Source organism: Capnocytophaga sp. oral taxon 380 str. F0488 (genome assembly GCF_000318255.2).
In the GTDB taxonomy this organism is placed as follows: Bacteria; Bacteroidota; Bacteroidia; order Flavobacteriales; family Flavobacteriaceae; genus Capnocytophaga; species Capnocytophaga ochracea.
On sequence record NZ_KB291202.1, the window covers coordinates 25,707 to 51,891 of the forward strand.

The following is a 26,185-nucleotide window of genomic DNA, read 5'->3' on the forward strand; positions in this document are numbered from 1 at the left end:
CTTGGACGATTGGTATAGAAAGGGTATATAAATACTTGATTCATACTGTGATACAACAGCGCTAAAAATGTTAAAAACGGGGTTTCGTGGCGAAAGAAAGAGGGAAAGGCATTAGGCCTTAGGCCATAGGCACTAGGGGAGAAGTATGACGGAAAAGAGATTTAGTAAATTAGAAAATTTGGAAATTAGAGAATTAGCAGATTAGGTGTGAGACAGACGAGCGGGTACGAGCTGCACGAGCGATTGTAGCGAAATAGACAATAAAAAACTTTGCCAAAGTTGTAGAACGGTAGGTGTTCAGAACCTTTGGCAAAGTGTTATGGTATAAAAAGCAATTTTAAGCTTGTGTTATTTAGAAAAGTGTGGTTACCCGATAATCATTCCGGCGATAGTTGCGGATAACAGAGAGGCTAAAGTACCCCCAAGAACGGCTTTTAAGCCGAATTGAGAGAGGGTTTTGCGTTGGTTGGGGGCTAAGGCTCCTATGCCTCCTATTTGAATGCCTATGGAGGCGAAATTGGCAAAACCGCAAAGCATATAGGTTGCCATAATGATAGATTTGTTATACATTAGGTGAGGAGCACTCGTCATATCCTTTAGGGTGGCTAACTGAGTGTAAGCCACAAATTCTGAGGAAGAGAGCTTAATACCGAGCAATTGTCCCATCAGCATAACGTCTTCTTTGGCAATACCAGCGAGCCACATAACGGGTGAGAAAACGGTACCTAAAATCATTTCTAAAGAGAGTCCGTTATAAGGAGTATTGCTGGCTATGATATTGTTGAGATGTGTTTGATAACCTACCCAATTAAAGAAATAATTAATCATTGCGATAAAAGCCACAAATACTAAAAGCATAGCCGCTACATTGGCAGCGAGTTTAAGTCCTTCGGTAGTACCATTGGCGATAGCGTCGAGCACATTGGAACCTACATTCTCCATAGAGACGTGTGAATCGTTAGAGAATTGCTCGGTTTGAGGGCATAGCATCTTGGAAACTACGATAGCACCGGGGGCTGCCATTACGGAAGCTGCTAAGAGGTGTCGGGCGAAGAGCAAGCGCATTTGGGGGTCGTCGCCACCGAGGTATTGGATATAAGCAGCCATTACGCCTCCTGCTACGGTAGCCATTCCGCCTATCATCACAAGGAGGATTTCGGAGCGAGTCATTTTGGCTAAATAGGCTTTAATCATCAGAGGGGCTTCGGTTTGTCCTAAGAAGATGTTACCCGTAACCGAAAGACTTTCGGCACCTGAGATATTCAGCAGTTTAGACAATGCCCACGCCATACCACGCACTATTACCTGAATAACACCTAAATAGAACAATAGGGAGGTGAGTGCAGAAAAGAAGATGATGGTGGGGAGCACTTGGAAAGCGAAGATATAGCCTATGCTATTGGTATCGACTAAGTTACCGAGGAGAAACTGACTGCCTGCTCTTGTAAAATCTAATATGAGCACAAAGATACTACCGGCAAAATCGAAGGCGTCTTGTATAAAGCCTACTTTTAGAATACCTATTGCAATGGAGAGTTGTAGGGCTAAGCCTATGCCAATAGTCTTCCAATTAATAGCGCGCCTATTACTACTGAAAAGAAAGGCGATAAACAGGAGGGTAATCATACCTACCACACCACGAGTAAAACTTTCGAGAGAGAAACCTTCGCTAGCGACAGCCTTCATTACTTGTGTAGTGGCGGTTTGTGTAGTAGGAGATTGTGTAGCGTCTTGGGCGACACTTATGAGTGGTAAAAGGAAGCTAAGACTTCCGATGGTTATGTTTTTTTTCATTGGTATATAGTTTTAAAAAGTACTATCGCGTTTAGAGATTTCATCTCTGATAAGCGCTGCCATTTCGTAATCTTCATTTTCGATACAGTCATTTAGCATTGTTTTTAGTTCGGGTAAGGCGTATTTAGTATATCTGTTTCGGCTGCTGTCTTCCTCATCAACGTTATCTAACGAAGGACTTATGGTATTGGAAGGCTCATCGTTGAGCAAAGGGATATAAATGCCGGCTCTTTGAATGATATCTCGATAGGTGTAGATGGGTGCGTTGCAACGCAAGGCAATGGCGATGGCATCGCTGGTACGAGCTTCGATGGTGTATTCTTGACCATTTTGTACACAGAGGATATTGGAGTAGAAAATGCCTTCTTCTAATTTGTAAATCACGACTCTTTTTATTTGTATACTGAAAGTATCGGCGAATATCTTGAAGAGGTCGTGTGTAAGGGGTCGAGGAGGTACGAGGCTCTTCTCTAATTCCAAGGCAATAGATTGTGCTTCAAAGGTACCAATGACGATGGGTAGCTTTAAATCGGTCTCGACCTCGTGCATTATAAGCACAAAGGCATCGTTCTGCGATTGATTGTATGATATCCTTTTTATGAAAAGACGCACTAAATCCATTGGAAGGTTACTAACATAAAATACAAATTAGGGGGTAAAGTTATAACAATTATTTTAACTACAAAAGATTTTTAACATATTTTTTCTTCTTTGTAAAAGAAAAGGCTGTTCAATACAAGATTGAACAGCCTTCGCATTACATAAGATTTTACTTGTTACATTTGTTTGGTAAGAGTATATTCTTTTACCATTTTAGGTTCTTTACCATCTTCACCTACTTGTACGATATTATCGCCTTTGGTAATATAGAAAGATTTGTGATTATCAGCTTTAGAAACGAGTGTAAAACCTTTATCAGTGTGTTCTACTTTACCTTCTTCTTTAGATTCGAAGTTTTTGCTTGCACAGTTTTCTTGTTTTACATAGGTGTCATCGGCATAGAGATGGATAACGGTAGCCATTCCGCCGCAATCGGCAGCAGGAAGAGTACCTACATAAGTAGCTAACAATTGAGGAGTTACCATTTCTTCTACTTTTTCAGCAGCATTCTCCATCATAGTAGTGGTTTCACTTACTACAGTGTTAGCAGTTTGTGAAGGATTGTTTTGGCAGGAGGCGAGCATAAGCACAGCGACTCCCAATGTTAAGATGTGATTTTTCATAAAATATAATGTTTATTTATTTACTTATTCAAAAAGTGTACCAATACTACAGTAAATTCACTTCCCTTTCCTACTTCGGAAGTAAAATGAATGCTACCCCCGTAGGAAAGTACGATGTTTTTCACCATTGCTAATCCCAAGCCACTACCACTGGTTTTGGTAGTGAATTTTGGTTCGAATATCTTTTCTTTATCGGCGTCGGGGATACCCGTACCATTGTCTTTTACTTTTAGAGTAATATCGGTATCGGTTTTATTAAGGCTCACTTCAATAGAAGGAAAAGGTTCGTTTTCGGTAGCTTGTAGCGCATTTTTCACCAAATTGGTAACTACACGACCGAGCTGGTCTTTATCGAATACACTTATAATCTCATCGTGAGAATGGGAGAAGTGAATTTCATCAGAATTAAAGATATCTAAAGTGCGTTTGATAACAGACACAAAATCGAATTCCTCATCATTTTTAGCAGGCATATTGGTAAGTGCCGAGAAGGCAGTAGAAATATTACTCAATATGTCTATCTGTTGGATAAGAGATTCGCAGAATTCATTAGTTTGTTCAGTGGTTTGAGGCTCTCGAAGGGCTTTGCGTTGATAACTTTGCACGGAGAGACGCATAGGAGTAAGAGGATTTTTGATTTCGTGTGCTACCTGCTTTGCCATATCGCGCCACGCTTGTTCGCGTTCGGATTGCGCCAAAAGGGCTTTGCTGTTCTCAATCTCATCAATCATTCCGTTATAGGCATTTACCAACTCGGTAATCTCGGTAGGGGCAGATTTGAGAAGTATCTTTTCGTTTTGGGAGAGCAAACGAGTTTTCTCTAAGCGACCTTCGATGGTTTTAAGCGATTTGGTAATATATTTAGAGATGAAGTAAGCTACCGTAAGGGCAACTACCAAGAGCGAGAAATACACCATCGCTAAGTTGTACAGCGACCCTTTTAAAGCGCGCTCGTTGAAGGTGTCGTTCTCGAAATAAGGAATGTTGAGAATAGCGATAGGCTTGAACTGCAAATCGGTAATATAACTGTAAGAAGTTTGGTAACCACGCCCTGCAAATTCGTGGTGCTCAACAAGACGTTTATTGAGTGTAGCGGAAAGCTGATGCAATACATCAGGAGGAATAAAAAACGCATCTTGGTCGGGCGAGAGAGAGGCTTTGGAGCTTTTTAGCAGAACGCCGTCGAGGTCATAGAGGGCAAAGTTTAGGTTTTGGATATTGGCAATGCTGTAGATATCCTCCCGAAAGATAAGGGGTATATAAGGGGTTTCGACAGGGAAAGTGGTTTGCGAGAATACATATTGTATCTGCATCTTGATTTGGTTTTCCTTGTCGATAAGTCGCTCATCGTGATATTCTAATGCCTGTTTTTTATACTGCCCAATCATTACGAAAGCTAAGATAGCGAAAGCTACTAGCACGAGTAGGGTCATACTGAGGAATATCTGAAAGCGAAGGGTGTTTTTTTTAAACATAGTGTCCCCTTATTACAGGTTATTTTAAGCCTATTACAAAGGCTGCGGGATAAGATTTTTTAATCTCTACAAGTTTCTTCTCAGCCTCTAAACGCGTACGGAAACTACCAAGGCGCACTTTGTAGTTAGGCGACTCGAAAGTGAGCAATACAGGGTATTGTTTGTATTTGCTTTTGGCATCGAGCATTACTTTATTAGCTTCGGTGATATTGCCATTATAGATTTGTACTTGGAAAGCACTCTCGGTACGAGCTATTTCCTTTTTGAGTTCCATTGCATCGGCTATATTCTTTTCCTGACTAATAGTTATTTGTGCATAGGAAGCGCTTGTGAGCAATAGTATTCCAGCTATAAATATGTTTTTCATCATCAATATAAATTTAATTCTTTTGTTTTCTTTGGCGTAAGAACCAATACAATTTACTAAATCCAAAGCCTATGCCAAACAAGGCTATAAAGAAAGTAAATATACCTCCCAATACTTTTAAATTGATAGGTTCACTTTGGGGAACGTAGAGTATTTGTCCGTTAGCAGTACCTATAAGTCCTAAGAGAGTGATAAGCAAACTCACCAAAAAGTGTAATTCTAAGCGCAGGTCTTTTTCGGGCAACAGCTTTTGAAGACCCAAAGAACCTAATATTATGAAAACTACCACACTCGCACCTATCCAAAAAGCAATATGCTCAAACGAGACCCCTGTATAATAAAAGATGGCTTGAGTGAGTACATAGAACAATGCAGGAAAAATAAGCAGGTTAGGATACCACTGCAAAACTTTATGCCAGCGACTTTCTTTACCTTTGAAAAGCGTCCGTAGTGAAGTAAAACAATACGCCATACACACAGCAGTCTCTACGGTGAGCAGTACGGTGATATTGCCAAGTACTTTGGGGTTGCTGAGCATTGTTTGGAGGGTAACTTGTGACTGCTCTGAGGCAAAATCAGTAGCCAACCATACAAACAAGAAACAAACAGCTGCAAATAACGCCTGTTGCCACAGTTTCCAAAAACTGAGTTTCAGCACTACGTTCAGCATTATAAAGACTGTAAGAATTGCTATTACCATATCACATATCCCTTATCTCTTACTTACATTCTCAGCTACGCCAGCTCACCGACTTTACTTATTACCTCTACTGAGTCTTTTCCGTCGTTTTGTTTCCAGTGTACTACCACACGTTCATTATTGATAGCGTCTACTTGCTTACCGTTGTAATCGGGTTGTATGGGAAGATGACGACTAAAACGCCTATCAATAAGCACTAAGAGCTCTATTTCAGAAGGGCGCCCAAAGCTCTGTATGGCACTGAGCGCAGCGCGAATACTGCGCCCTGTGTAGAGCACATCATCTATAAATACCACTCTCTTGTTTTCGACGATAAAGTCAATAGCGGTAGAGTTGGCTTCAAGAGGTCTACCTGTGCGCCTAAAATCGTCGCGAAAGAAAGTAATATCTAATAAGCCTAATGGAATATCAGCAATGTGGTATTCGTTAGTGAGTAGTTCTACCAATCGCTCAGCTAAATAAGTGCCACGAGGCTGGATACCGATAAAAACCGTATTCGAGAAATCGTTATGGTTTTCTATCAGCTCACAAGCGAGGCGGTGTAGCATCACTCGGAGTTCCTTCTCGCTGAGGATTTGTTTTGTATAGGTATTCATTTGACTTAAAAACTGAGGGTATTTAAGTTGCGTTGAGCATCGGCATTGCCCTCGCTAGCGGCTTTTTGGAAAAAGACTTTGGCATTCGCCTTGTCGCCCAACATATAGTAGCAAGAGGCACGATAATTATTCAGTACAGCATCTACGGGCACTCCTAAGCTCTCCATTTCAGTCATATCATTAATAGCCTTTTGGTATTGCTGCGTGTTGTAGTAACTAATAGCACGATACCTGAGCCCGTCTATATGAGCAGGTACTTTTTCCAAGAACTTCGTAAATATAGGAATTGCTTCAGCATAACGTTGCTGCAAATAGAGTTGCATTGCCTGAGTGTAAAGAGGAGCAAACTGTTCTACCTGCATACGCGAGATAATCTTGTTGCGGTTATTAATTATATCTTTATTATCAGGCAAATACACAATGGCACTATCTAAGGTAGCACGAGCATCAGCTATTAAGTTATTTTTCTCTTGCAGATAAGCTAAAGAGTTCCACGCTTGTACCTCACTGCGATTACCGCGAAGAGCGTCTCTATCTACATCTACGTGGAAACGGTTTTTCAGTATAGTTTTCCACTTAGGTTGTGGTTTCTGCACACTGTCTTTTTCCAAGCCTAAATACTGTTTGAGCAAGTGAATCGATTCTTGTTCTTTACCCATATTGTTCAGCGCAAAGGTCTCTAAATTTAGATTACCGAAGAAATTAGGCTTTATCATTCGGGCTTTATGGGCATATTTATAAATACTATCGTTGTTTTTGTTCTCTTCCATAAAGTATGATACAGCAGTAAAATACTCAGGGCGCGCATCATAAGGGTGGTAATGAATGGAAGCCAATACTTTACGTGCCTCATCGAATTTCTTTTCGTCTATCAAGTAGCGCGCCTTTTCTACATCCACGGGCTCAGCCACTGCCGTGAGATTTGGAATACGAGGGTAGTTGCGTATCAGGTAATCCGAAGGTGATTTAGTAGGACGCACCCCTTGTTGCTCTTCTTTTACCATACGTTGTATTTTAGAAGAATCAAAGTACATACGCTCTACTACCACATTCAAAACCATTGCCACCACGGCTACTGCTCCTATAAAACCTACAATACTCATTGGCAATTTGCGCTCTTCTGCTTTTTTCTTACTGAAATACAATACTGCCAAGCCTACTGCTATCCCTACATAAATACCAAAGAGGGCTTGAATTTCGGGACGGTCTTGAGGAAAGTTAAAGAACGCATCAAACGAATAAGCAAAGAGTCCAAACAATGGTAAGAAAAACCACTGTTCTTGCTCGGGATTCTTGTTTTTATAAGTACCTCTTAGGAAATAATAAGCTGCCAAGAGGAATATAGCCAAGAACGCCAACCCTGCGAAGATTCCCGCTTCGGCGGTGAGCTCCAAAAAGTCGTTGTGGTTCTTATACATATAGATATAATGCGGACTGTAAGAATTCTCATACTGTAAGAAGCGTACCTTCCAGTTACCAATGCCTACGCCCAACAGTGGGTCGTTCGGAATCATATCGGTAGTGGTAATCACCCAAGCAGTTTTACGCAAGTTGTTACTGGTATTCTCTTGGTTAGCTACCTCAGCCAAACGAGCCCCGAAGCTGGTGCTTTGTCTCACTTGTTGAGGGTATAAATAGTTCTGTACAAACGAGAAAATACCAAAAGCAAGAACTACCAAGCCTACGTGCATCAGTACTTTTACGCCCGTTTCACGGCGTTTTAAGATAAAATAGTCGATAGAGCCATAAGTGATGAAGATTAGCGTTGTAAGAATAGTTGCTAAGTAGAAAGCACGGGTACTCATAAAGAAGATTGCCAAAGTGCCGACTAAAATACCTATCCCTCCGATGATACGCAAGGTGTTTTTATGAAAATAAAACAACCAGATAGCAAAAGGTATCTTAATAAACATAGCCGAAGCCAAAATATTCTTGTTAGAATACGAGCCTTTGATATTGTAATCGGCACTAATACCCTTGATGATACCTTTTACCCCGTCGAGGGTTACCAAAAAGTCATAACACAAAAGAATAGTCATCGCAACTGCCAAGTGTACTAAACTCTTTTTGTTGTAAATCACCAAAGCCGATACCATCCAAGCAGCTGAGAAAGCTGTAAATATCTTAAAGAAGTGCAAAATCGCTTCTTCTATATCAATAGCTTTGGTAAACGAGAGCAATGCCAATACCATTATCAGGCAGTAAGCAATTCCTATTTTATTGGTAAAAAAGCCAAACAGTAATTGTGTGCGTTCTCTGAATTCTTTAATAAAAAACACAAGCCCTACTACAATCAAGTTCAGAATAGCAAAGGTGTAAAACTTTGTAGCATTGGAGTCGAATGCCATCCAGTTAGGGGTAAGTACCGTTACATAGCCATAGGCAATGAGCAAGACACTCGCCAAAAGCTTCATACTCGAACTCCCTTCCTCACTCACTGTGGGGGTAGGTTTAATAGGATTCTTGCTGGGTGTTTTCTTCTTGTTGGGTTTCATCTTATGTATTTATATAAATTTTCTTAGTTACTTATATCTTGATAGTTACCTCCAATTATAATCAGTCTTTTATATCAGAAATTCTATTGAATATTTGGTGTTCTTTTATTTGTTGTTTGGTGTTAATAATGGCTATGATAATCACTTCTGACAATTCTTCCAAAACAATATAATGAATTCCAAAGTGGAATCTTTTAGTAAAGAAAATACGAACCTCCTCATATTTCTTTGGAACAACAAAGGAAAAGTCTTTTAATGTTTCTATATAATCTACTATTTCATTATATGCTTCAAAACCTAAATTTTCTCTAAAAACATTGTAATAATCTATAATATCATTTAACTCTTTTTCTGCTCTGGGGTGGAAAATCAAACTAAATGACATACTTCTCTGATATTTTCTTCTTTACTTCTTCAAAAGGAATTCCAATAGAAGGGTTCTCTTTTATCTCTATAACTCTTTTATCCAACTCTTTTTTAAGAGAATCAGATAAAAAAGATTGTTCATACTCAAATTCCACTCCCATTTTTTCAAACAAAGAAGTCAATTCAGCTTTTTGTATTTCATTCTTAGGATACACTAATAAACACATATTATTTTAATTAAACAAAAAAGTCACTTTCTCTTCTCATTTACCTTTTATCTCTTATCTTTTACCTGCTTTTGTGGCTCTTACTGCCCGTGTGGCTCGCACCTATTTGAATCATCTCATACGCTAGTCCCGTTTGCTTCACTACGTCTTCGGTGCGTTGCGAATGAGTATCGGTGATAAAAAGCTGTCCGAAATGTTTTTGAGTAACCAACTGCACCAACTGCGTTACGCGAGTATCGTCAAGCTTATCAAAAATATCATCTAAAAGCACTATAGGCGTAATCCCTAACGATTGCTTCAACACTTCAAACTGTGAGAGCTTTAAGGCTATCAAAAACGACTTCTGTTGTCCCTGACTGCCATACTTTTTCATCGGGTAGCCCTCAATCTCAAAAAGCAAATCGTCCTTGTGAATACCTGCGGTAGTGTATTGCGCACTGCGGTCTCGCTCAGTATTTTCAGCAAGCTGGGTAGCCAAATCACTTTGGTGCAAACTGCTGTCGTACTGCAAACTCACTCGTTCCTTACCCCCCGAAATATACGCGTACTGCTCGCTAAAGATAGGCAAAAACTCTTTCATAAAAGCTCGCCGTTTCTCATAAATGTGTTGTCCTAAGGGCGCCAACTGCTCGTCGTAAATGTGCAAAGTCTCTAAAGAGAAAACGCCTCCTTCTGTCATTTGTTTCAGTAACGTATTGCGTTGCAAGAGCGTGCGGTTGTAGCGCAAAAGCAGTTCTAAGTAAGCCCTATCAGTTTGCGAAATCACACTATCCAAAAACTTACGGCGCGTTTCACTACCTTCTACTATCAAGTCGCGGTCGGAAGGTGAAATGAGCACCATAGGGTATTTACCTATATGGTCAGCCAGACGTTCATAGGCTTTACCGTTATGTTTCATCACTTTCTTCTGTCCTTTTTTAAGGCTACATACTATCTGTTCTTCACGTTCTTCTTGCCGAAACTGTCCTTCGATAAGATAAAACTCCTCGCCGTGACGTACACTCTGCACTGCCGAAGTAGTAAAGTAGCTCTTCGCCATACCTAAGTGATAAATAGCATCAAGCAGATTTGTTTTCCCTACACCATTATCCCCTACAAAACAGTTGATAGTAGGGCTAAAGGCATACGCTTGTGAGAGTATGTTCTTGTAGTTTACGACCGATATTTGTTTGAGAAACATCATTTGTTAGTGCAAAGGTACGAATAATTTGTGAATTACCAAATTTGTATTTCTCTTGCTTGTTTTTCCTAACTCTTAGCTCCTTTTTAATATCCTAAAGTGTTATACAATAAAAAGAGACGAATACTATTCGTCTCTTTTTTATAGATTTACCAAATTTTATTTCCGTTTAAAGATAGCGTATGAATCACTAAAATAAACAACGCGAAGGCGAGATCCACCATTCTCTAAAACACAAGTGTAATAATGACTTGTATCACTTTTCTTTCTTATTTTATCTTTTTCACCTACCTCAGTAACATAATTGTAATCATCTATTTGAGAGTTACAATCATCTCCATTTTTCCAGTGTTTATAATAAGTAAAACGGTCATCTGTAATAAGGAGTCTTGTTTGACCAGTGCAATTGTCAATAGGAATATCAACTCCTCCTGTTACTATTTTTACGGCTTGCTACTCACCGATGATTGAGTTGCCTGTTTTATCATCGTCTTTACAAGCAAAGAGCATAAAAGCGGATAATATAAATAAAATATTTTTCATCTTATAATTATTTTTAGAGTAATGGCAGATGTTATATCTGTATCTGCCTATTGCTGTAGTTTTACAAAGTTTATTCCTCTTCTGTAAGAACATTACTGTAACGCTTAAATCCCTCATCGTTTTTATACACCTCTAATCTCCCTTTAGGCACATAAATACGAGCTATAGGATTAATTAGAGTATTAAAAGGATCTTTTACTCTGGGGGGATTTATTCCTCTAAAGGTAGCTGTAGTTAATTTACTACAAGCGAAAAATGCCCCCTCTGCAATATTCTGTATATTTTTAGGAATTGTAACCGAAATAATCGTTCCATTACCCCAAAAAGCACTTTCACCAATAGCTTGCAAGCTTTCAGGGAAATTGAGAGAGGGAATTTCACAATCATAGAAAGCACCTTTGTCAATAGAGATAAGCCCTTCCGAAAACTGAACAGAGGTGAGTGATGATGACCCAAAAGCAAATTCTTTTATTACCTGTACACCTGTGGGGATAGTAATACTCGTTATTTTAGTATACCAAAATGCTTCTTTTTCTATACTCTTTAAATTGGTAGGGAGTGTAATGTTTACTATATTTTTATGTATATAGAAAGCTTTTTCACCTATAACTTGTACTTTACTAAGAATAGGATCAGCTTGCATATCAAGAATCGTTGTATTCTCATTCTTCCACTTTATTAAGGTAAGTCCATCAGGGCTTAACTCATAGTCGGAAGAAGAGATCCCACTATCTTTATCTTTACAAGCAAAGAGCATAAAGGCGGATAATATGAATAAAATATTTCTCATCTTATAATTATTTTTAAAGTAATGGCAGATGTTATATCTGTATCTGCCATTACTGTAGTTTTACAAAATTATGCTATTCCTCTTCCGAAATGATATTTGCATACTTCTTAAAACCCTCATTGTTTTTATACACCTCTAATCTTCCTTTAGGTACAAAAATACGAGTTACACTCTCAAAAGGAGTATTCACTTTAGGAGGATTTATTCCTTTAAAAGTAACTGTTGTTAAATTAGAAAAAGCACGGAAACCTATGTTTTGTACATTTTTAGGAATAACAACCTCTACTATCACCTTATTATTATAAAAAGCACGAGCTCCTATAGATTGAAGACTTTCTGGAAGATTTACTGAAGGTATTTGACAACCTACAAAACCTCCTTCTTCAATATCTGTAAGTCCTTCTGAAAACTGAACGGACGTAAGAGTTGAGGCATTGAAAGCATCTTGTTTAATTACTCTTACTCCTGAGGGTATGGAAACACTTTTAATACTTGTACCAAAAAAAGCTTCTTTTTCAATGGTTATTAATTGAGTAGGGAGAGTTATAGTCTTTAAATTCTTATGACCTGCAAAAGCTCCCTGCCCTATAGTTTTCACTTCCTTAAGGGTAGGGTCAGCTTGCATATCAAGAGCTGTTGTATTCTCATTTTTCCATTTTTCCAAGACAAGCCCATTGGTACTCAATTCATAGTCGGAAGAAGATATCCCACTATCTTTATCTTTACAAGCAAAGAACATAAAGGCGGATAATATAAATAAAATGTTTCTCATAGCAGTTCTTATTTATAGTTAAAACGCTGTTCTATAAACATAGTACGTACTGTTACTTCGCGATTGTCTTTTAAGGAACGTACTTTATAACCAATAGGAACAGCTCCTTTTACTAAACTTTCTGACTCAGGCACTAGCAAAAAGTTAATAAAGCTATCATAGTCTTTTACTGTTTTAGCTTCTGATAAAGGACCTCCTGCAAGTAATATTTTTATATTTTTTTCTTTAAAATAGGCTCTTTGTTCTTTAACATCGTTCATATCTGCTGTTCCTCCTACTGTTTTAAGACCTACACCAATACTTGCCTCTATTTTCTTTGTAACTTCTGAAACACTTTCATCAGTTTCAACTAATAGAGTAGCTACACGCCCATAATCTACACTACTGATATATACAGGCTCATAATTACCTATGATTTGAATATCTCCCCATTCGTTAGCCGATTTAGGATCAATAGATACATTGTAAAAAAGTTGGCGTATTTTTATCAATATATGTTTTTTAGTATTAATATTGAGTTCTTTTTGCTCATAACCAAAACTACCTTTTGCCAATCCTTTAAGCACTTCTATTTTTACGTGAATGCCTAAGGTTCTACTGAAACTTTCTTGAGTTGTTACTTCATTAGAAACATAGGACATATATGATGCAACATTCTTATAGTCTACCTTTTCAGCTTTTTGGCTTACCAACGTATTTACTTTTTCTCTTACATCACTGGGAGTAGGAATAGCTGTTGCTTTCACTACAGCTCCTGAGCCTTTTAAAGTAGTAGAGAGCGTAATTTCTTTTGGATTGTTAATTTTTAAATTGGTATACTCTCCTTCTAAAAAGGCTTCTCCATTCAATACACTACCTGGGTAGATAGTTTCGAGGTTCGTGGCGTCTACTATCTGAACAGGGTCTAAGGTTTGTTGTACTTTAACGGTTTCAATCACCTCATTCTTGTTGCCTATAAACCTACCTGTTTCCTTAGAGGCAATCACTTGTTCGCCTTGCTCAGGAAACGTTACTGATTTCAAACCAGCAAGCCGGTCTGAAAAACTCTCATCTTTATTACAAGATAACACACACATAGCTACTGCTATGAAACTTACAGATTTTAAATTTAATAATTTCATATTCGTCTATTTTTTTAGTTTATATTTTCTTCTTTCAAGCACTAATGACAACTGCTAATAATGCACAAATAGTTATTTTTGTTAAGTTCATAATACTATATTAATTATTAAGGCTTATCATTATTTTCAATAGGCACATTGTAATAAGTAACACGAAATTCCTCTTGTCCTTCTTTTTGCTGTACAATAGTAATTGAAGCTGAGTGACACCTATCCCTCTCTTCTTCATCTTTAAAATAAAGCACCTTTCCTTCTTCAAAAGCTCCTTCATACTTAAAACGATTACATCTCACAATAAATGTCTTATTCCACTCCTTACCAGGAGGAGAAAGATAAATATCAGTTTCATTTACCCCATCTTCCATTTTAAGATTATAATGTATAAGTGGTCTACTTTCTCCATCAATATTTACCCTATCAAAATAATTTAAGTAACGTTTTAGTTCTATCCTTACCGCATTAAAGTTAAGGGTGGGCAACTCTATTTTTTTGAGTTCTTCTCCGTTTAACATCTTTTGCAAGATAAAAGGAAGTTTAAATGTGCCAGGTACAAGAGGTTTGATATAAAACTTGTAACTCCCTATTTTATGAAACTCTATATAAGGTTGTGTAACTCTTACTTTCTCTCCATTGGCATTTTCAAGATAAAAATCATAATCCACTCGTGTTTGGTGGTTTTTATCCTCCTTCGTGATAGGAGTTAATACATATTTTACACTGGGTTCACTACTATCAGCTTCATTAATAGTAAGCGTATAGGGGATTTCATCTCCTACTACTATATTTTTGAGATTTTTGTAAGGTATTATCTCCTCCCCATAGATACCTGTAAAACCGTCTTTAATTGTAGCTGTAAATTCTATAGGTTGCTGTGGTTGCTCTTCATTAGTACTATCCTTGCTACAAGAGGTAATACAGATTGTTAAACTTATAAAGGCTAAAAACTTTTTCATTTTTGTTGTTTTTAATTAAAAAAAATGTCGTTCAAAATGGTCTTCGTTCCTTTTTTCAACAGGAATATTAAGATATTCTATACGAAGCTCTTCCTCTCCTTCTCTTTTTTGAACAATAGTAATAGTGGCAAAGTCATAGAAATTAATATGAAAATCAAAAGTGTATTTCTCCCCCGCTCTTAAATCCCCTGAAAAAGTAGGGGTGTTGCTATTATTGTATTTTATGGCAAATGTTTGTGTTGCCTTTTCTTTAGGTGATAAATAGATATCCGTTTCTTCATCACCATCATCTATTTGAAAATAATATAAAAATTTAAAACTTATTATAGGCGTACCCCCTATCTTCAAATTAGTGTGTCTCGTTAACTGATTATATATCAATGTTATCTTTACCACATTAAAATTAATAGTAGGGAAAGTTGTTTGTTCTGTTTTTTGTCCTTCGTGTTTTTTTAGTAAAATAAAAGGTATCTTAAATGTGCCAGGAACCAATGGTTTAATATAGAACTTGTACTTCCCTGCTTTACGTAATTCTATATGAGGCCACCCCACTTTCTCTTTTTCTCCTTTGTCGTTTTCAAGGTACATTTCATAGTCTACTTGCAAAGATTGGTGGTTTTTATCACTTGTTTTAGTAGGAATAAGCACATAATTCCCTTCAGAAGATGTCTCTTTTTCTTTAATTGTAAGAGTATAAGGAATATAATCCCCTACCAATATATTTTTAAGACTTTTGTGCAAGATGAGTTCTTCTCCGTTCTCTCCTGTAAACCCATCTTTAATAGTAGCGCTAAAAGTATCACTTATCACTTCAGGCACTTCTTCTTTTACAACCTTGTCTTCACTCTTGCTACAACTAATAAAAGCTATTACTAAGCTCATTATAAATAAATACTTTTTCATATCACATTGTTTTTAAATTACCTATCATAAAGATTCTAAAATCTTATATAAGAATATAATATTCTCCATCACGGTACAAAAATACACACTTTTTTGTTCCCCACCAAATATTTCATCATCTTTTTTGTTTTACATATAACACAAACCATTTGCTAACCTTCCTACCTATGTGCTCACACCTAATCTGCCAATTTTCTAATTTCCAAATTTTCTAATTCTCTAATTTCCCAGCCCGTCCAGCTCGTACCCGCTCGTCTGTCTCACACTTAATCTGCTAATCTCTAATTTCCAAATTTTCTAATTCTCTAACTTCCCAGCCCGTCCAGCTCACACTACTCGTCCAGCTCACTCCTAATCTGCTAATTTTCTAATTTCCAAATTTTCTAATTTGCTAATTCTCTTTCCCGTCACACTCCCTCCTAGTGCCTATGGTCTAAGGTCTAATGCCTCTTCCCTTTTCTTTCGCCACGAAACCCTGTTTTTAACATTTTTTGCGTTGTTGTATCACAGTATGAATCAACTAGTTATACACCCTTTCTATACCAATCGTCCAAGATTTTATAAGCTTCCTATAAGCTCCCTATAAGCTAAGACTCCACCCTCCTCACAGCCTTTTTTTATCAAAAACCCCGCACCCTCCTTATAGCTCATTTTTTACCTTTTACCTGAATTGCTTCTTCCGAACTTCTCCGTTTCCTTTCGTAGTGCCTTAATCTCTATTCCCTCTCCAAAAACTCTAACTAATCTTCACACCAGATAACCCACCAGATTATTGTATTTTAGAAAGATGAAATTAGTGCTATAAGCACTCATAGTCAGTTATTACAAAAAAGTGAATTGTATGAAAGAATGTGGGATGCCCACAACCGAGCTAAAGAATGGGCTTTGTAAGAAGATAAAATAAAAAAGCACTTACATAATGTAAGTGCTTTTTTTGTTGCTCCCCCTACTGGACTTGAACCAGTGACCCTCTGATTAACAGTCAGATGCTCTAACCAACTGAGCTAAGGAGGAATATTTTCTACTTATGTTTTCCTTAATTGCGGTGCAAAGGTACAACTATTTTTGAAACCTGCAAATTTTTAAGCAGAAAAATATTTAATATTTTTTAGCTGTATTGCTAAGTCGTTTATTTTCAATAATAATATAAAAAGACTTTACCAAAAATTTAATAGCCTCTCGTGCTACGAGTATTGATAAAGTCTTTATTATTATTTATGTAACTTGTATTACTTGTTTACAAAGTAGTGATAGAACCACGGAATGGTTTCAATACCTTTTAGGAAGTTGAAAATACCATAGTGTTCGTTAGGCGAGTGGATAGCATCGCTATCTAAACCAAAGCCTAAGAGAATAGATTTGCTACCTAATTCTTCTTCAAAAAGGGCTACAATAGGGATACTACCACCTGAACGCACAGGTATAGGCTCTTTCCCGAAGCTCGCTTGGCAGGCTTTTACTGCTGCTTGGTAAGCAGGCGTATCGGTAGGGGTTACATAGCCTTGTCCGCCGTGGTGCGGAGTTACTTTCACGCGCACACCTGCTGGTGCGATACTCTCAAAGTGTTTGGTGAAGAGCTCGGTAATTTCGTGGTTGTCTTGGTTAGGCACCAAGCGCATTGATATTTTGGCATAAGCCTTACTTGGGATAACCGTTTTAGCTCCTTGTCCGGTATAGCCTCCCCAGATACCATTTACATCAAGGGTAGGACGTATAGAGGCGCGCTCGGTAGTGGTATAGCCTTTTTCGCCATATACTTCATCAATATCTAAGGCTTTTTTGTAGGCTTCGAGTGAGAAAGGTGCTTTTGCCATTTCATCTCGTTCAGCTTGTGAGAGCTCTTCTACTTTATCGTAGAAATGCGGAATGGTAATGCGGTTGTTCTCGTCGTGCAAAGAAGCAATCATTTTAGTAAGCACGTTGATAGGGTTCGCTACGGCACCACCATATAAGCCAGAGTGCAAATCGCGGTTAGCACTAGTAACTTCCACTTCCACATAGCTAAGTCCGCGTAAGCCCGTAGTGATAGAAGGGGTGTCGTTAGCCAGCATACTGGTATCGGAAATGAGAATAATATCGTTTTTGAGTTTTTCGTGGTTGTTTTTTACAAACCAACTAAGGCTTCCTGAGCCTATTTCTTCCTCGCCTTCAATCATAAACTTCACATTGCAAGGGAGCACGTTGTTTTTCACCATATATTCAAGGGCTTTCACGTGCATAAACATTTGTCCCTTGTCGTCACAAGCCCCACGAGCGAAGATAGCGCCATCGGGGTGGATATCGGTTTTTTTAATCATAGGCTCAAAGGGGTCGGATTCCCAAAGCTCAATAGGGTCGGCGGGTTGTACATCGTAGTGTCCATATACCAATACGGTAGGTAGGGCAGGGTCGATAGTTTTTTCGCCATAGACGATAGGGTAGCCAGGGGTTTCACATATTTCCACCTTGTCGCAACCAGCCTTTTCTAAGGCGTTTTTTACGGCATCGGCGGTGTTGAGCACATCCTGAGAATAGGCAGCATCAGCACTAATAGAAGGCATTTTGAGCAGTTCTATCAGTTCCGCAATAAAGCGGTCTTTGTTTTCATTGATATAATTTTTTACTGAATCCATATGTCAATTAACAATTTACAATTAATAATTATCAATTTGTGGTTTTAAAACGCAACAAAGGTACATTATTTTTCTAAAATACCAAAATTTCATCTATAAAAAGCCAAGCATCACCTCCTTTTGGGGGTGTTTTTACGTTTTTGAGAGTGAGCTTGATATAGCGTGCTTCCGTTGGACTAAACTTCAACACAAAATCTTTTAAAGAGGACTTTCCTCTCACTACACAAGGCTCATTGTGAGTCGCTACTTCACGGTAGTTTTTACCGTCGTTTGAAAGGGATACCATAAATTTTACGGGAAAGTAAATACCAGATGCTTGGGCATCCATTGCGCCTATACGCACTTCTCTTACCTCGGTAGCTTGCTCCAAATCGAGGGTAAGGGTTACATCGTCGCCTAACCAACCGAGCCATTGCCCATCGTGAAAGTTTTTGGTACCGCGAATGACATTGGTGAGCGTCGCTTCTCCTTGCCCTTGGTAACTTTTGTGATAAAGTGGACTGTAACTTACTTTCTTATCTATCGCTTTGTGGAATGTTACCTCGCCAGTGGTAATGGTGTTGGTCGCCTTTCCACTGAAAACAGTAGCTTTAAAGGTCGTGCTTCTATTCAGTGCAATAGGCTGGTGGTATTTCGTAGCTTTCTCCATAGGAGTATCTCCCAAAGCATAGCGAATGTCGGCGTTTGGGACTTCACAGTCTAATTTTAGAAAGATATTCCCCTTTTGGTTTTCAACGGTAGGGACTACTTGGTACATAGAGCGGGCATAGTTCACCTTCATCACGTCCAAACGCTTCATAAAGGCTTGAGTGCGATTTATAAAGTTGTCCCAATTCTTCAAGTTATCGGTTGTCCAACTGATTTCAGCAAGCGCCAACAATCGCGGAAAGAGCATATATTCCGAATGTTCAGTGCTACCCACGTGTTCTGCCCATAAGTTGGCTTGCGTACCCAAAATATTTTTTTGTAGCGCTGGGCTGAGGTTTTCTTTTTCAAGACTGTAATGGTAAAGGGTTTTGAGCGGTAAGTAACCGCCATTGGCTTGAGGCTCATAATCGGGAAGACCTTGATAGTTGTCTATATAGCAATCGCTAGTGAGGACAACAGGGTTACCTTGTTCGAGGGCTTTTTTACCTACCTCGATACCGCGCCAATTCATCACCACTGCATTGTTAGCTAAACTCCCGTCCATTATTTCGTCCCAACCTACCAAAGTGCGCCCTTTGGATAGTAAGAAATCATTTATACGTTTGATAAAATAACTCTGTAATTGGTGCACATCTTTTAAATGGTGGTCTTTCATACGTGCTTGGCATTTGAGGCACTTTTTCCATTCGGTGTGAGTGGCTTCGTCGCCACCTACGTGAATGTATTTACTGGGGAAAAGCTCCATCACTTCGGTAAGTACATCTTCCAAGAAAGTGAAAGTTTCTTCTTGCCCCGCACAATAAATATCGGTGATAGGCCACACCGCGCCTGAGGGTACTCCTATGGGGCGTTTGTGACAAGACAGTTTGGGGTAAGCCGCTATGGCACTCATTGCGTGGGCAGGCATTTCTATTTCGGGGATTACCGTAATGCCACGTGCAGAGGCGTAGGCTACAATCTCTTTAATATCTTCTTGGGTATAGAAACCCCCGTATTTTTTAGGAGCTGTTGCAGGATTGGCAAAGGCGTTGGCGGAATTAGGAGTGCGCTCATTCCATAGTTTATCTTCTTGGTCTACACGCCACGCACCTATTTCGGTAAGTTTAGGATACTTTTTAATTTCGATGCGCCAACCTTCATTGTCTACTAAGTGGAAGTGGAAGGTATTGAGCTTGAGCATTGCCATACGGTCGAGGGTTTTCAGTATATATTCTTTGGGGAAAAAATGGCGAGAAACGTCCAGCATTAATCCGCGCCAAGCGTACTGAGGGGCATCAGTGATGGTAACTGCGGGCACCGCCCAATCAGTCTTCACTGGTGTAGTGCTTTCAAACTCTTTAGGCAGTAGTTGACGCAGCGTTTCGAGGGCGTAAAGTGCCCCGTTGTAACCACCTGCCTTAATGATAATTTCTTTAGGATTTACAGTGAGAGTGTAACCTTCTTTAGGAAGAGATGTATCAGTGTCAATCACTACATAATTAGTCAAGAGAGCTACTTTTTGTACAGAAAACCTAAATCCAGAAGCCTTCTCAAATTGTTCGAGAAAAGAACGCCGAGCTGGCATCAAAGCAGGGTCAATCACAAAAACAGTTTCCTTAGTAAACCGAAAACTACCCTTACCTAGCACCACCGATTCAGGTTGCGGAATAACATTAAGGTCACTCTCGGTAAAGGCAACCTCTTTATGAGGAAGTTGGCAAGCAACTACCCATAAAACACTAATGCATAAGATTTTTTTTATTGTCTTCATTGGTTAATCTGTTAATTGGTCAATTTACTAAGTAAGATACGCTACCACAAATCCCACACAAACACTTAAAAACTTTAATAGGTTAAAGCGATGTCCTTCGGAGTTTTCAAATAAGATAACGGTAGAAATATGCAAGAAAATACCTATTACAATAGCCGAAAGCTCCGTGTGGTAATTGATAAGGCTTGGTACTGTGTTGCTTAAAAAAGTGCCTAATGGCGTCATTAGGGCAAAGAAGAGTAAAAACAGTGCTGTCTTCCACTTGTTCACTCCTGAATTCACAAAAAAGGTGGTAAGCACAATAGCCACAGGCAGTTTGTGTACGAATATACCATACACAAGGTCGTGATTATGCCCGTGAGAAAGCGGGAAACCTTCTAAAATCGAGTGAATACTAAGACTGATAAACAGTGAGAGCGGGAAAGTACTATGTTGGTGTGGGTGTGGGTGCTGGGTGTGACCGTGTTCGGCTCCGTGCGAAAAGAACTCTAAGACAATTTGCAAGAGTACTCCTACTATCACAAATAGCCCTATGTATTTAAAACCGTGTGTATGCTCATCGTGAGAGTGATATACTTCGGGTATCAGCACGAATACAGTGAGTGCTAATAGGTAAGCACCACTGAAAGAGAGTAGTAGTTTGGTGTATTGCTGTTGGGCAGGTTTAAAAAGGGTAACGAATGAGTAGCCTAATACTACTGCCAGAAAAGGGAGAAGATAATTCATTTTACATTTAATCTCTTACCTGTTTTTTAAAGGTAGCACGGCGAGCAAAAATAACGGGGTCAAAACTCTTCCAGAGTTGTTGAATAGCAATATTTTCTTCGAGTTCAGGAGTAATCACGCAATGAGTAACCCCATTGCGGGTGAATATATCATAATAATAGTCGAACAACAAGGCGGGAATACCCTTACTTTGGTATTCGGGGGCTACCCCAATAAGGTAGAACTCCACCGTATCGTGATGTCGTTTCGATTGTAATAAATACCACCAACCCCAAGGGAAGAGTTTGCCTTTTGCCTTTTGTAATGCTTTAGAGAACGAAGGCATCACAATGGCAAAACATATCAGTTTACCGTCCTTATCTTCAATAAAACGTACATACTCAGGATTGATAAAAGGGATATACTTTTGTTTGAAATACTCGCGCTGACGTTCGCTTATAGGCACGTAGGAGGCTAACTTAGAATAAGTTTCGTTGTAAAGGTCAAACATTGCATCTACGTGTTTGAGCACTTCTTTAGTAGTAGGCGTATCGATGAACTTTACCCCATAGCGCTTTTTTATGGCTTCAGCAGTTTTCTTAAAGAGCTCAGGTTTAGAGTTCTTTACTAAAAATTCCATCTCTACAAAACCTTTTTCTTTAGTAAAGCCTAATTGCTCTAAGTGTCGATTATAATAAGGATAGTTATACCACGTCATCATATTCGAGAGGTGGTCGTAACCTTCAGTAAGCAATCCCACTTTGTCCATATTCGAAAAACCTATCGGGCCTTCCATATACTCCAGTTGATACTCACGAGCTTTTTCAGCTACCTTATCCAAAAGAACTTGTGTTACTTGAATGTCGTCTACCATATCCAGCCAACCAAACCGCACTTTCTTTATGTTCTGTTTAAGGTCGTGCTGATTAATAATAGCTACTACGCGCCCTACCATTTTACCTTTCTCATTGTAAGCTCCGTAAAAGAAGGCTTCGGCATTGTCGAATACAGGGTTCTTGGTTTTGTCAAAAGAGGCTACCTCGTCGCTGATGAGAGGTGGCACCCAATAAGGGTTGTTTTTGTATAAAGACAAAGGGAACTTCACAAACTCGGTAAGTTCCTTTTTAGTGGTGAGTTCTTTAATCAGGATCAATGGCATTACGTCTGTTTCTTTTAGGTTTTTTCTTGTGTTGTATTTTGGTGGTTTCTATTGTTTCACTCAATACCTTCTTGATATAGCTGTTGTGGTTATCGATGCGATAAGAAGCCCCGAACAATCCCATATAGCGTTGTGGGGTATCTTTCCAGCCAAAGCCCATATCGGCATTGAGTTGTATTTTATCGGAAAGCAAGAAGGCAACGCCAAGACGCGTAATCTGGTCGTTGTAATGCTGGCTGTGAATACCTTGATGCTCTGCAAAGATACTAAACCAACCATTGTCTAAGTTATGAGTAACGGTGAACAAATAGCTGTATTCGGTGTTTTTACCGCTTAAGAACCTATCAATGATACCGTTTGCTACCAACACCACACGGGGGATAGGTTCTGCTTGAAAGATAGCTGCTATTTTAGGAGAGAGTGCTGGTATTGACTCGTAGTAATATCGCTTGTTTGGTAAGAAATTCACCCCTGCATAAAGAGATATAGAAGGTGTGAGATTGCGCCATCTAAAAGAGTTATTAGCCTTCCAACTGTAAATACTCGGCTCTTCATCTAAAAAAGCAGGTTTAAAGAGCAAATACTTAGCCCCGATAGTATTGTTCACAAAACCAAAGTGCGAAGTCGTACCATTAGATGCAATTGTACGGTCATAAGCAAGAGTACCATTGAGCATCACTTCCAATTCTTCTTTATAAAAACCATAACGCACTGCATAGTTCATTCCAGTAAAATCCATAGAAGTGCCTGTCTCTTTGTGGTGGTTGTGCTCGTACCATAAACCTCCTTCAAATTGTAATACTCTCGCCCCTACTGCGTAAGCACTTTGTGAATTACCTGGGAGGTTTGAGTTAATAATTTCAGTGTATTGTGCCTTTGCCAAAAACGGAAAAGCACAAAGCATTAGCAAGTATATTTTCTTCATTGTATGTGAATATTTTAGGCGACAAAGGTAGGAAAAAGTTTTTTACTATACAACTTTTATAACCTAAACACATTCTTCTTCACTTTTAACTTCCCCTTTACGTCGTAAACGATACCATCTTCTTTTAAGTAATTTTCTATATTCATTTGCAGAAATTCTTGGTGCGCCACGCAAAGCACCACTACATCGTTGTGGGTAGGGAGCTTTTGTAGTTTAATAGCTACCTCAATACCGTACTCTTCAAGAGCCCGCTTAGGGTCTGCCCAAGGGTCGTACACTGTAATATTGTTAGTAAAATTTTCAAGGGTACGGTAGATGTCTACTACTTTCGTATTGCGAGTGTCGGGGCAGTTTTCTTTGAATGTAAAACCTAAGAGTAGGATTCGGCTGTCCTTCACAGGCATACCTTGTAAACACAAGCGGTTGATAATCTGATAGGCGATATAGCCTCCCATCGAGTCGTTCGTCTTTCGGGCTTCCATCATTAAGCGTGGCGATACGCCGTGCAGTTTAGCTTTTTGTATGAGGTAGTAAGGGTCTACCCCTATACAGTGTCCGCCTACCAAACCAGGGCGGAAGGGCAAGAAGTTCCACTTGCTACTCGCTGCATCTATCACCGCATTAGTGTCAATCTCTAAAATATTGAATATCTTCGCTATCTCATTCATAAAGGCGATATTCACATCACGCTGAGCGTTCTCTATCACTTTGGCGGCTTCGGCTACTTTTATAGACGGGGCAAGGTAAGTGCCTTCCCTCAGCACTGAATTGTAGAGCGTATCTATTTCCTGTGCTACCTCAGGGGTAGAGCCTGAGGTAATCTTGCAGATAGTCTCCACGGTATGGTGCTTATCACCAGGGTTAATGCGCTCGGGCGAGTAACCCACAAAGAAATCGCGGTTGTATGCAAGCCCCGACGCGCTTTCCAAGATAGGCACACACACCTCTTCCGTCACTCCTGGGTAAACCGTCGATTCATAAATCACTATATCTCCTTTTTTTAGCAATGCGCCTACTGTTTGGCTCGCCTCGCGCAAAGCGGTAAGGTCAGGTTGCTGATAGAGGTCGATAGGTGTAGGTACTGCCACTATGTACACATTGCAATCCTTAGCGTCCTCAGGGTTCGCAGTGCAAATAAGGTGGGTAGCCAATCGCTCTTTAAGGGTTTCACTACCGATTTCGCCCGTAGTGTCAATACCCGCGTTGAGGCTTTCCACTCGCGCCGTATAGGGGTCGTAACCCACTGTGGGATATTTTTTGGCAAACAGACAAGCTAAGGGGAACCCCACATAACCCAGCCCAATAATGCCTATTTTATATGATTTCATCTAAATAATTAACAATTCACAATTAATAATTAACAATCCTTTCCCAAAACTCCGCCTCTTCCGGCTGAGCAGAAAGTTCTCTCCTCTGACCTCCTATTGCCTGAGGCTTATGCCCCAAAGCTTAGTGCCTAAATCATATTATACTGTTTTAGTTTGCGATATAGCGTCCGCTCCGAAATCCCCAAGGCTTTGGCGGTTTCCTTGCGCTTGCCACCGTTGTGTTCTAACGACTTGCGTATCATCTCGCGCTCTTGCTCTTGAAGTGAAAAACGCTCTTCTTCCGCAGCTTCCTCATAGTCGTACACCTCTTCGTGAGATAGGATTTCCTTCTCGGTAGGAGGTACAGGAATGATAGAATAAGCCGGAGAGCTCGCCTCATTCTTGTGCGAATCATTGCCGTAGATGCGGTGAATAAGTCCCTCGTTGTCCTGTTGTACTTGGGCTGAATTGCCGTGTTGTAGCAGTTCAAGGGTAAGCTTTTTCAAGTCGTTGAGGTCAGATTTCATATCGAAAAGCACCTTGTAAAGCAATTCGCGTTCGTTGCTAAAATCACTATCCTGGCGCGCTTGCTGAGGTACAACCTGTGGTAGATTGCTACCCTCATCAGGTAAGTAGGTGCGCAAAATACTCGCTGTAATATCCCTGCGCTGTTCAAGTACCGAAATCTGCTCGGCTACATTGCGCAACTGACGGATATTCCCGCTCCAACGGTAGTTCGTGAGCAGATGTACCGCATCTTCGCTGAGCTTCACAGGAGGCATTTTGTATTTCTCAGCAAAATCCGAAGCAAACTTGCGGAAAAGCAAGTGGATATCGTCTTTGCGTTCGCGCAAAGGAGGCAAATGTATCTCTACTGTGCTGAGTCGGTAGTAAAGGTCTTCGCGAAAACGTCCTTTTTTAATAGCTTCTTGCATTTGCACATTGGTAGCTGCCACAATGCGTACATTTGTCTTCTGCACTACCGATGAACCTACTTTTATGAACTCGCCGTTCTCGAGCACCCGCAAGAGGCGCACTTGGGTAGTGAGTGGCAATTCACCTACCTCGTCTAAGAAGATAGTCCCGCCATCGGCTTCCTCAAAATACCCACTACGGGTAGCGGTAGCTCCCGTAAAAGCGCCTTTTTCGTGACCAAAAAGTTCCGAATCGATAGTCCCTTCGGGGATTGCTCCGCAGTTAACGGCTATGTATTTGCCGTGTTTGCGTAGGGACAGCGAGTGAATGATGCGCGGTATAACCTCTTTTCCCACCCCACTTTCTCCGGTGATGAGTACCGAAATGTCAGTAGGGGCTACTTGTATAGCTTTTTCGATAGCGCGATTTAGCTTAGGGTCGTTGCCAATAATGCTAAATCGTTGTTTTATAGCTTGTATATTTTCCACTTTTTTAGTTGAGAGTTTATGAACGGCAAAGATACGAATATTTTTTTGAATTTATGTCAGTTCGATATAACAAAATGCTATTTTTCAATCGCTTTTCCTCCGCTTTTCCGCCACTACACTCCCACTAAACTCCTTCCACAAATTTGCTAATTTCCCAATTTTCTAATTTAC

At 39.6% G+C, this 26,185-nt stretch carries 23 protein-coding genes and 1 tRNA gene; all 24 read right to left on the reverse strand.

The window, feature by feature from the left end; all coding sequences use genetic code 11:
* Positions 1-366: 366 nt before the first annotated feature.
* On the reverse strand, positions 367-1,794 hold the full coding sequence (locus HMPREF9078_RS05975; RefSeq protein WP_009419810.1) for a NupC/NupG family nucleoside CNT transporter: 1,428 nt from the start codon (positions 1,792-1,794) through the stop codon (positions 367-369).
* Positions 1,795-1,806: 12 nt separating this feature from the next.
* On the reverse strand, positions 1,807-2,415 hold the full coding sequence (locus tag HMPREF9078_RS05980; protein WP_009410183.1) for a bifunctional nuclease family protein: 609 nt from the start codon (positions 2,413-2,415) through the stop codon (positions 1,807-1,809).
* Positions 2,416-2,570: 155 nt separating this feature from the next.
* A complete protein-coding gene (locus HMPREF9078_RS05985; RefSeq protein ID WP_009417407.1) occupies positions 2,571-3,017 on the reverse strand; it encodes a copper resistance protein NlpE N-terminal domain-containing protein in 447 nt (148 codons plus the stop codon).
* A 20-nt stretch (positions 3,018-3,037) separates the two neighbouring features.
* Positions 3,038-4,492, reverse strand: a complete 1,455-nt coding sequence (locus HMPREF9078_RS05990; protein WP_009419811.1) for a HAMP domain-containing sensor histidine kinase — start codon at positions 4,490-4,492, stop codon at positions 3,038-3,040.
* A 19-nt stretch (positions 4,493-4,511) separates the two neighbouring features.
* Entirely contained in the window at positions 4,512-4,862 is a 351-nt protein-coding gene (locus HMPREF9078_RS05995) for an SPOR domain-containing protein (protein ID WP_009410186.1), read from the reverse strand.
* 10 nt (positions 4,863-4,872) lie between these two features.
* Complete coding sequence (locus HMPREF9078_RS06000) at positions 4,873-5,559, reverse strand: hypothetical protein (RefSeq protein WP_009419812.1); 687 nt, start codon at positions 5,557-5,559, stop codon at positions 4,873-4,875.
* Between the two features lie 35 nt (positions 5,560-5,594).
* On the reverse strand, positions 5,595-6,155 hold the full coding sequence (gene pyrR / locus HMPREF9078_RS06005) for a bifunctional pyr operon transcriptional regulator/uracil phosphoribosyltransferase PyrR (protein ID WP_009419813.1): 561 nt from the start codon (positions 6,153-6,155) through the stop codon (positions 5,595-5,597).
* Positions 6,156-6,160: 5 nt separating this feature from the next.
* The gene (locus tag HMPREF9078_RS06010; protein WP_009419814.1) at positions 6,161-8,650 is read right to left on the reverse strand and encodes an O-antigen ligase family protein; all 2,490 of its coding nucleotides are present in this window, start codon (positions 8,648-8,650) and stop codon (positions 6,161-6,163) included.
* A gap of 61 nt (positions 8,651-8,711) precedes the next feature.
* Complete coding sequence (locus tag HMPREF9078_RS06015; protein ID WP_009419815.1) at positions 8,712-9,035, reverse strand: type II toxin-antitoxin system RelE/ParE family toxin; 324 nt, start codon at positions 9,033-9,035, stop codon at positions 8,712-8,714.
* The gene (locus HMPREF9078_RS06020) at positions 9,025-9,243 is read right to left on the reverse strand and encodes a prolyl-tRNA synthetase (protein WP_002675096.1); all 219 of its coding nucleotides are present in this window, start codon (positions 9,241-9,243) and stop codon (positions 9,025-9,027) included. Before HMPREF9078_RS06020 ends, HMPREF9078_RS06015 begins: the two co-directional genes overlap by 11 nt.
* 61 nt (positions 9,244-9,304) lie before the next feature.
* On the reverse strand, positions 9,305-10,423 hold the full coding sequence (locus tag HMPREF9078_RS06025; protein ID WP_198142752.1) for a DNA replication/repair protein RecF: 1,119 nt from the start codon (positions 10,421-10,423) through the stop codon (positions 9,305-9,307).
* 613 nt (positions 10,424-11,036) lie between these two features.
* Positions 11,037-11,756, reverse strand: a complete 720-nt coding sequence (locus tag HMPREF9078_RS06030) for a leucine-rich repeat domain-containing protein (RefSeq protein ID WP_009419818.1) — start codon at positions 11,754-11,756, stop codon at positions 11,037-11,039.
* A 73-nt stretch (positions 11,757-11,829) separates the two neighbouring features.
* Entirely contained in the window at positions 11,830-12,528 is a 699-nt protein-coding gene (locus tag HMPREF9078_RS06035) for a leucine-rich repeat domain-containing protein (RefSeq protein ID WP_009419819.1), read from the reverse strand.
* Positions 12,529-12,536: 8 nt separating this feature from the next.
* Positions 12,537-13,649 (reverse strand): thiol-activated cytolysin family protein, encoded by a 1,113-nt coding sequence (locus tag HMPREF9078_RS06040; protein WP_009419820.1) that lies wholly within the window; start codon positions 13,647-13,649, stop codon positions 12,537-12,539.
* A gap of 107 nt (positions 13,650-13,756) precedes the next feature.
* The gene (locus tag HMPREF9078_RS06045) at positions 13,757-14,602 is read right to left on the reverse strand and encodes a hypothetical protein (RefSeq protein ID WP_009419821.1); all 846 of its coding nucleotides are present in this window, start codon (positions 14,600-14,602) and stop codon (positions 13,757-13,759) included.
* Positions 14,603-14,617: 15 nt separating this feature from the next.
* Entirely contained in the window at positions 14,618-15,505 is an 888-nt protein-coding gene (locus HMPREF9078_RS06050; protein WP_009419822.1) for a hypothetical protein, read from the reverse strand.
* Between the two features lie 940 nt (positions 15,506-16,445).
* Positions 16,446-16,519, reverse strand: a tRNA-Asn gene (locus HMPREF9078_RS06055).
* 215 nt (positions 16,520-16,734) lie between these two features.
* Positions 16,735-18,117, reverse strand: a complete 1,383-nt coding sequence (locus HMPREF9078_RS06060; RefSeq protein ID WP_009419823.1) for a dipeptidase — start codon at positions 18,115-18,117, stop codon at positions 16,735-16,737.
* 73 nt (positions 18,118-18,190) lie between these two features.
* Positions 18,191-20,515: a glycoside hydrolase family 20 protein gene (locus HMPREF9078_RS06065; RefSeq protein ID WP_009419824.1), complete on the reverse strand. Its 2,325-nt coding sequence runs from the start codon at positions 20,513-20,515 to the stop codon at positions 18,191-18,193.
* A gap of 27 nt (positions 20,516-20,542) precedes the next feature.
* A complete protein-coding gene (locus HMPREF9078_RS06070) occupies positions 20,543-21,241 on the reverse strand; it encodes a ZIP family metal transporter (RefSeq protein WP_009419825.1) in 699 nt (232 codons plus the stop codon).
* A gap of 7 nt (positions 21,242-21,248) precedes the next feature.
* Complete coding sequence (locus HMPREF9078_RS06075) at positions 21,249-22,379, reverse strand: GNAT family N-acetyltransferase (protein ID WP_009419826.1); 1,131 nt, start codon at positions 22,377-22,379, stop codon at positions 21,249-21,251.
* Complete coding sequence (locus tag HMPREF9078_RS06080; protein ID WP_009419827.1) at positions 22,360-23,304, reverse strand: transporter; 945 nt, start codon at positions 23,302-23,304, stop codon at positions 22,360-22,362. Before HMPREF9078_RS06080 ends, HMPREF9078_RS06075 begins: the two co-directional genes overlap by 20 nt.
* Positions 23,305-23,360: 56 nt before the next feature.
* Positions 23,361-24,632, reverse strand: coding sequence for a nucleotide sugar dehydrogenase (locus HMPREF9078_RS06085; RefSeq protein ID WP_009419828.1), 1,272 nt, complete (start codon positions 24,630-24,632; stop codon positions 23,361-23,363).
* A gap of 128 nt (positions 24,633-24,760) precedes the next feature.
* Positions 24,761-26,014: a sigma-54-dependent Fis family transcriptional regulator gene (locus HMPREF9078_RS06090; RefSeq protein ID WP_009419829.1), complete on the reverse strand. Its 1,254-nt coding sequence runs from the start codon at positions 26,012-26,014 to the stop codon at positions 24,761-24,763.
* Positions 26,015-26,185: the final 171 nt, after the last annotated feature.

Bases quoted from the DNA above. Each gene is read 5' to 3' on its own strand.
- HMPREF9078_RS05985 (WP_009417407.1), bottom strand. From the start codon at position 3,017: ATGAAAAATCACATCTTAACATTGGGAGTCGCTGTGCTTATGCTCGCC.
- HMPREF9078_RS06060 (WP_009419823.1), bottom strand. From the start codon at position 18,117: ATGGATTCAGTAAAAAATTATATCAATGAAAACAAAGACCGCTTTATT.
- HMPREF9078_RS05975 (WP_009419810.1), bottom strand. From the start codon at position 1,794: ATGAAAAAAAACATAACCATCGGAAGTCTTAGCTTCCTTTTACCACTC.
- HMPREF9078_RS06015 (WP_009419815.1), bottom strand. From the start codon at position 9,035: ATGTCATTTAGTTTGATTTTCCACCCCAGAGCAGAAAAAGAGTTAAAT.
- HMPREF9078_RS06070 (WP_009419825.1), bottom strand. From the start codon at position 21,241: ATGAATTATCTTCTCCCTTTTCTGGCAGTAGTATTAGGCTACTCATTC.
- HMPREF9078_RS06080 (WP_009419827.1), bottom strand. From the start codon at position 23,304: ATGAAGAAAATATACTTGCTAATGCTTTGTGCTTTTCCGTTTTTGGCA.
- HMPREF9078_RS06000 (WP_009419812.1), bottom strand. From the start codon at position 5,559: ATGGTAATAGCAATTCTTACAGTCTTTATAATGCTGAACGTAGTGCTG.
- HMPREF9078_RS06030 (WP_009419818.1), bottom strand. From the start codon at position 11,756: ATGAGAAATATTTTATTCATATTATCCGCCTTTATGCTCTTTGCTTGT.
- pyrR (WP_009419813.1), bottom strand. From the start codon at position 6,155: ATGAATACCTATACAAAACAAATCCTCAGCGAGAAGGAACTCCGAGTG.
- HMPREF9078_RS06075 (WP_009419826.1), bottom strand. From the start codon at position 22,379: ATGCCATTGATCCTGATTAAAGAACTCACCACTAAAAAGGAACTTACC.
- HMPREF9078_RS05980 (WP_009410183.1), bottom strand. From the start codon at position 2,415: ATGGATTTAGTGCGTCTTTTCATAAAAAGGATATCATACAATCAATCG.
- HMPREF9078_RS06065 (WP_009419824.1), bottom strand. From the start codon at position 20,515: ATGAAGACAATAAAAAAAATCTTATGCATTAGTGTTTTATGGGTAGTT.
- HMPREF9078_RS05990 (WP_009419811.1), bottom strand. From the start codon at position 4,492: ATGTTTAAAAAAAACACCCTTCGCTTTCAGATATTCCTCAGTATGACC.
- HMPREF9078_RS06025 (WP_198142752.1), bottom strand. From the start codon at position 10,423: ATGTTTCTCAAACAAATATCGGTCGTAAACTACAAGAACATACTCTCA.
- HMPREF9078_RS06040 (WP_009419820.1), bottom strand. From the start codon at position 13,649: ATGAAATTATTAAATTTAAAATCTGTAAGTTTCATAGCAGTAGCTATG.
- HMPREF9078_RS06050 (WP_009419822.1), bottom strand. From the start codon at position 15,505: ATGAAAAAGTATTTATTTATAATGAGCTTAGTAATAGCTTTTATTAGT.
- HMPREF9078_RS06035 (WP_009419819.1), bottom strand. From the start codon at position 12,528: ATGAGAAACATTTTATTTATATTATCCGCCTTTATGTTCTTTGCTTGT.
- HMPREF9078_RS06045 (WP_009419821.1), bottom strand. From the start codon at position 14,602: ATGAAAAAGTTTTTAGCCTTTATAAGTTTAACAATCTGTATTACCTCT.
- HMPREF9078_RS06020 (WP_002675096.1), bottom strand. From the start codon at position 9,243: ATGTGTTTATTAGTGTATCCTAAGAATGAAATACAAAAAGCTGAATTG.
- HMPREF9078_RS05995 (WP_009410186.1), bottom strand. From the start codon at position 4,862: ATGATGAAAAACATATTTATAGCTGGAATACTATTGCTCACAAGCGCT.
- HMPREF9078_RS06010 (WP_009419814.1), bottom strand. From the start codon at position 8,650: ATGAAACCCAACAAGAAGAAAACACCCAGCAAGAATCCTATTAAACCT.
- HMPREF9078_RS06085 (WP_009419828.1), bottom strand. From the start codon at position 24,632: ATGAAATCATATAAAATAGGCATTATTGGGCTGGGTTATGTGGGGTTC.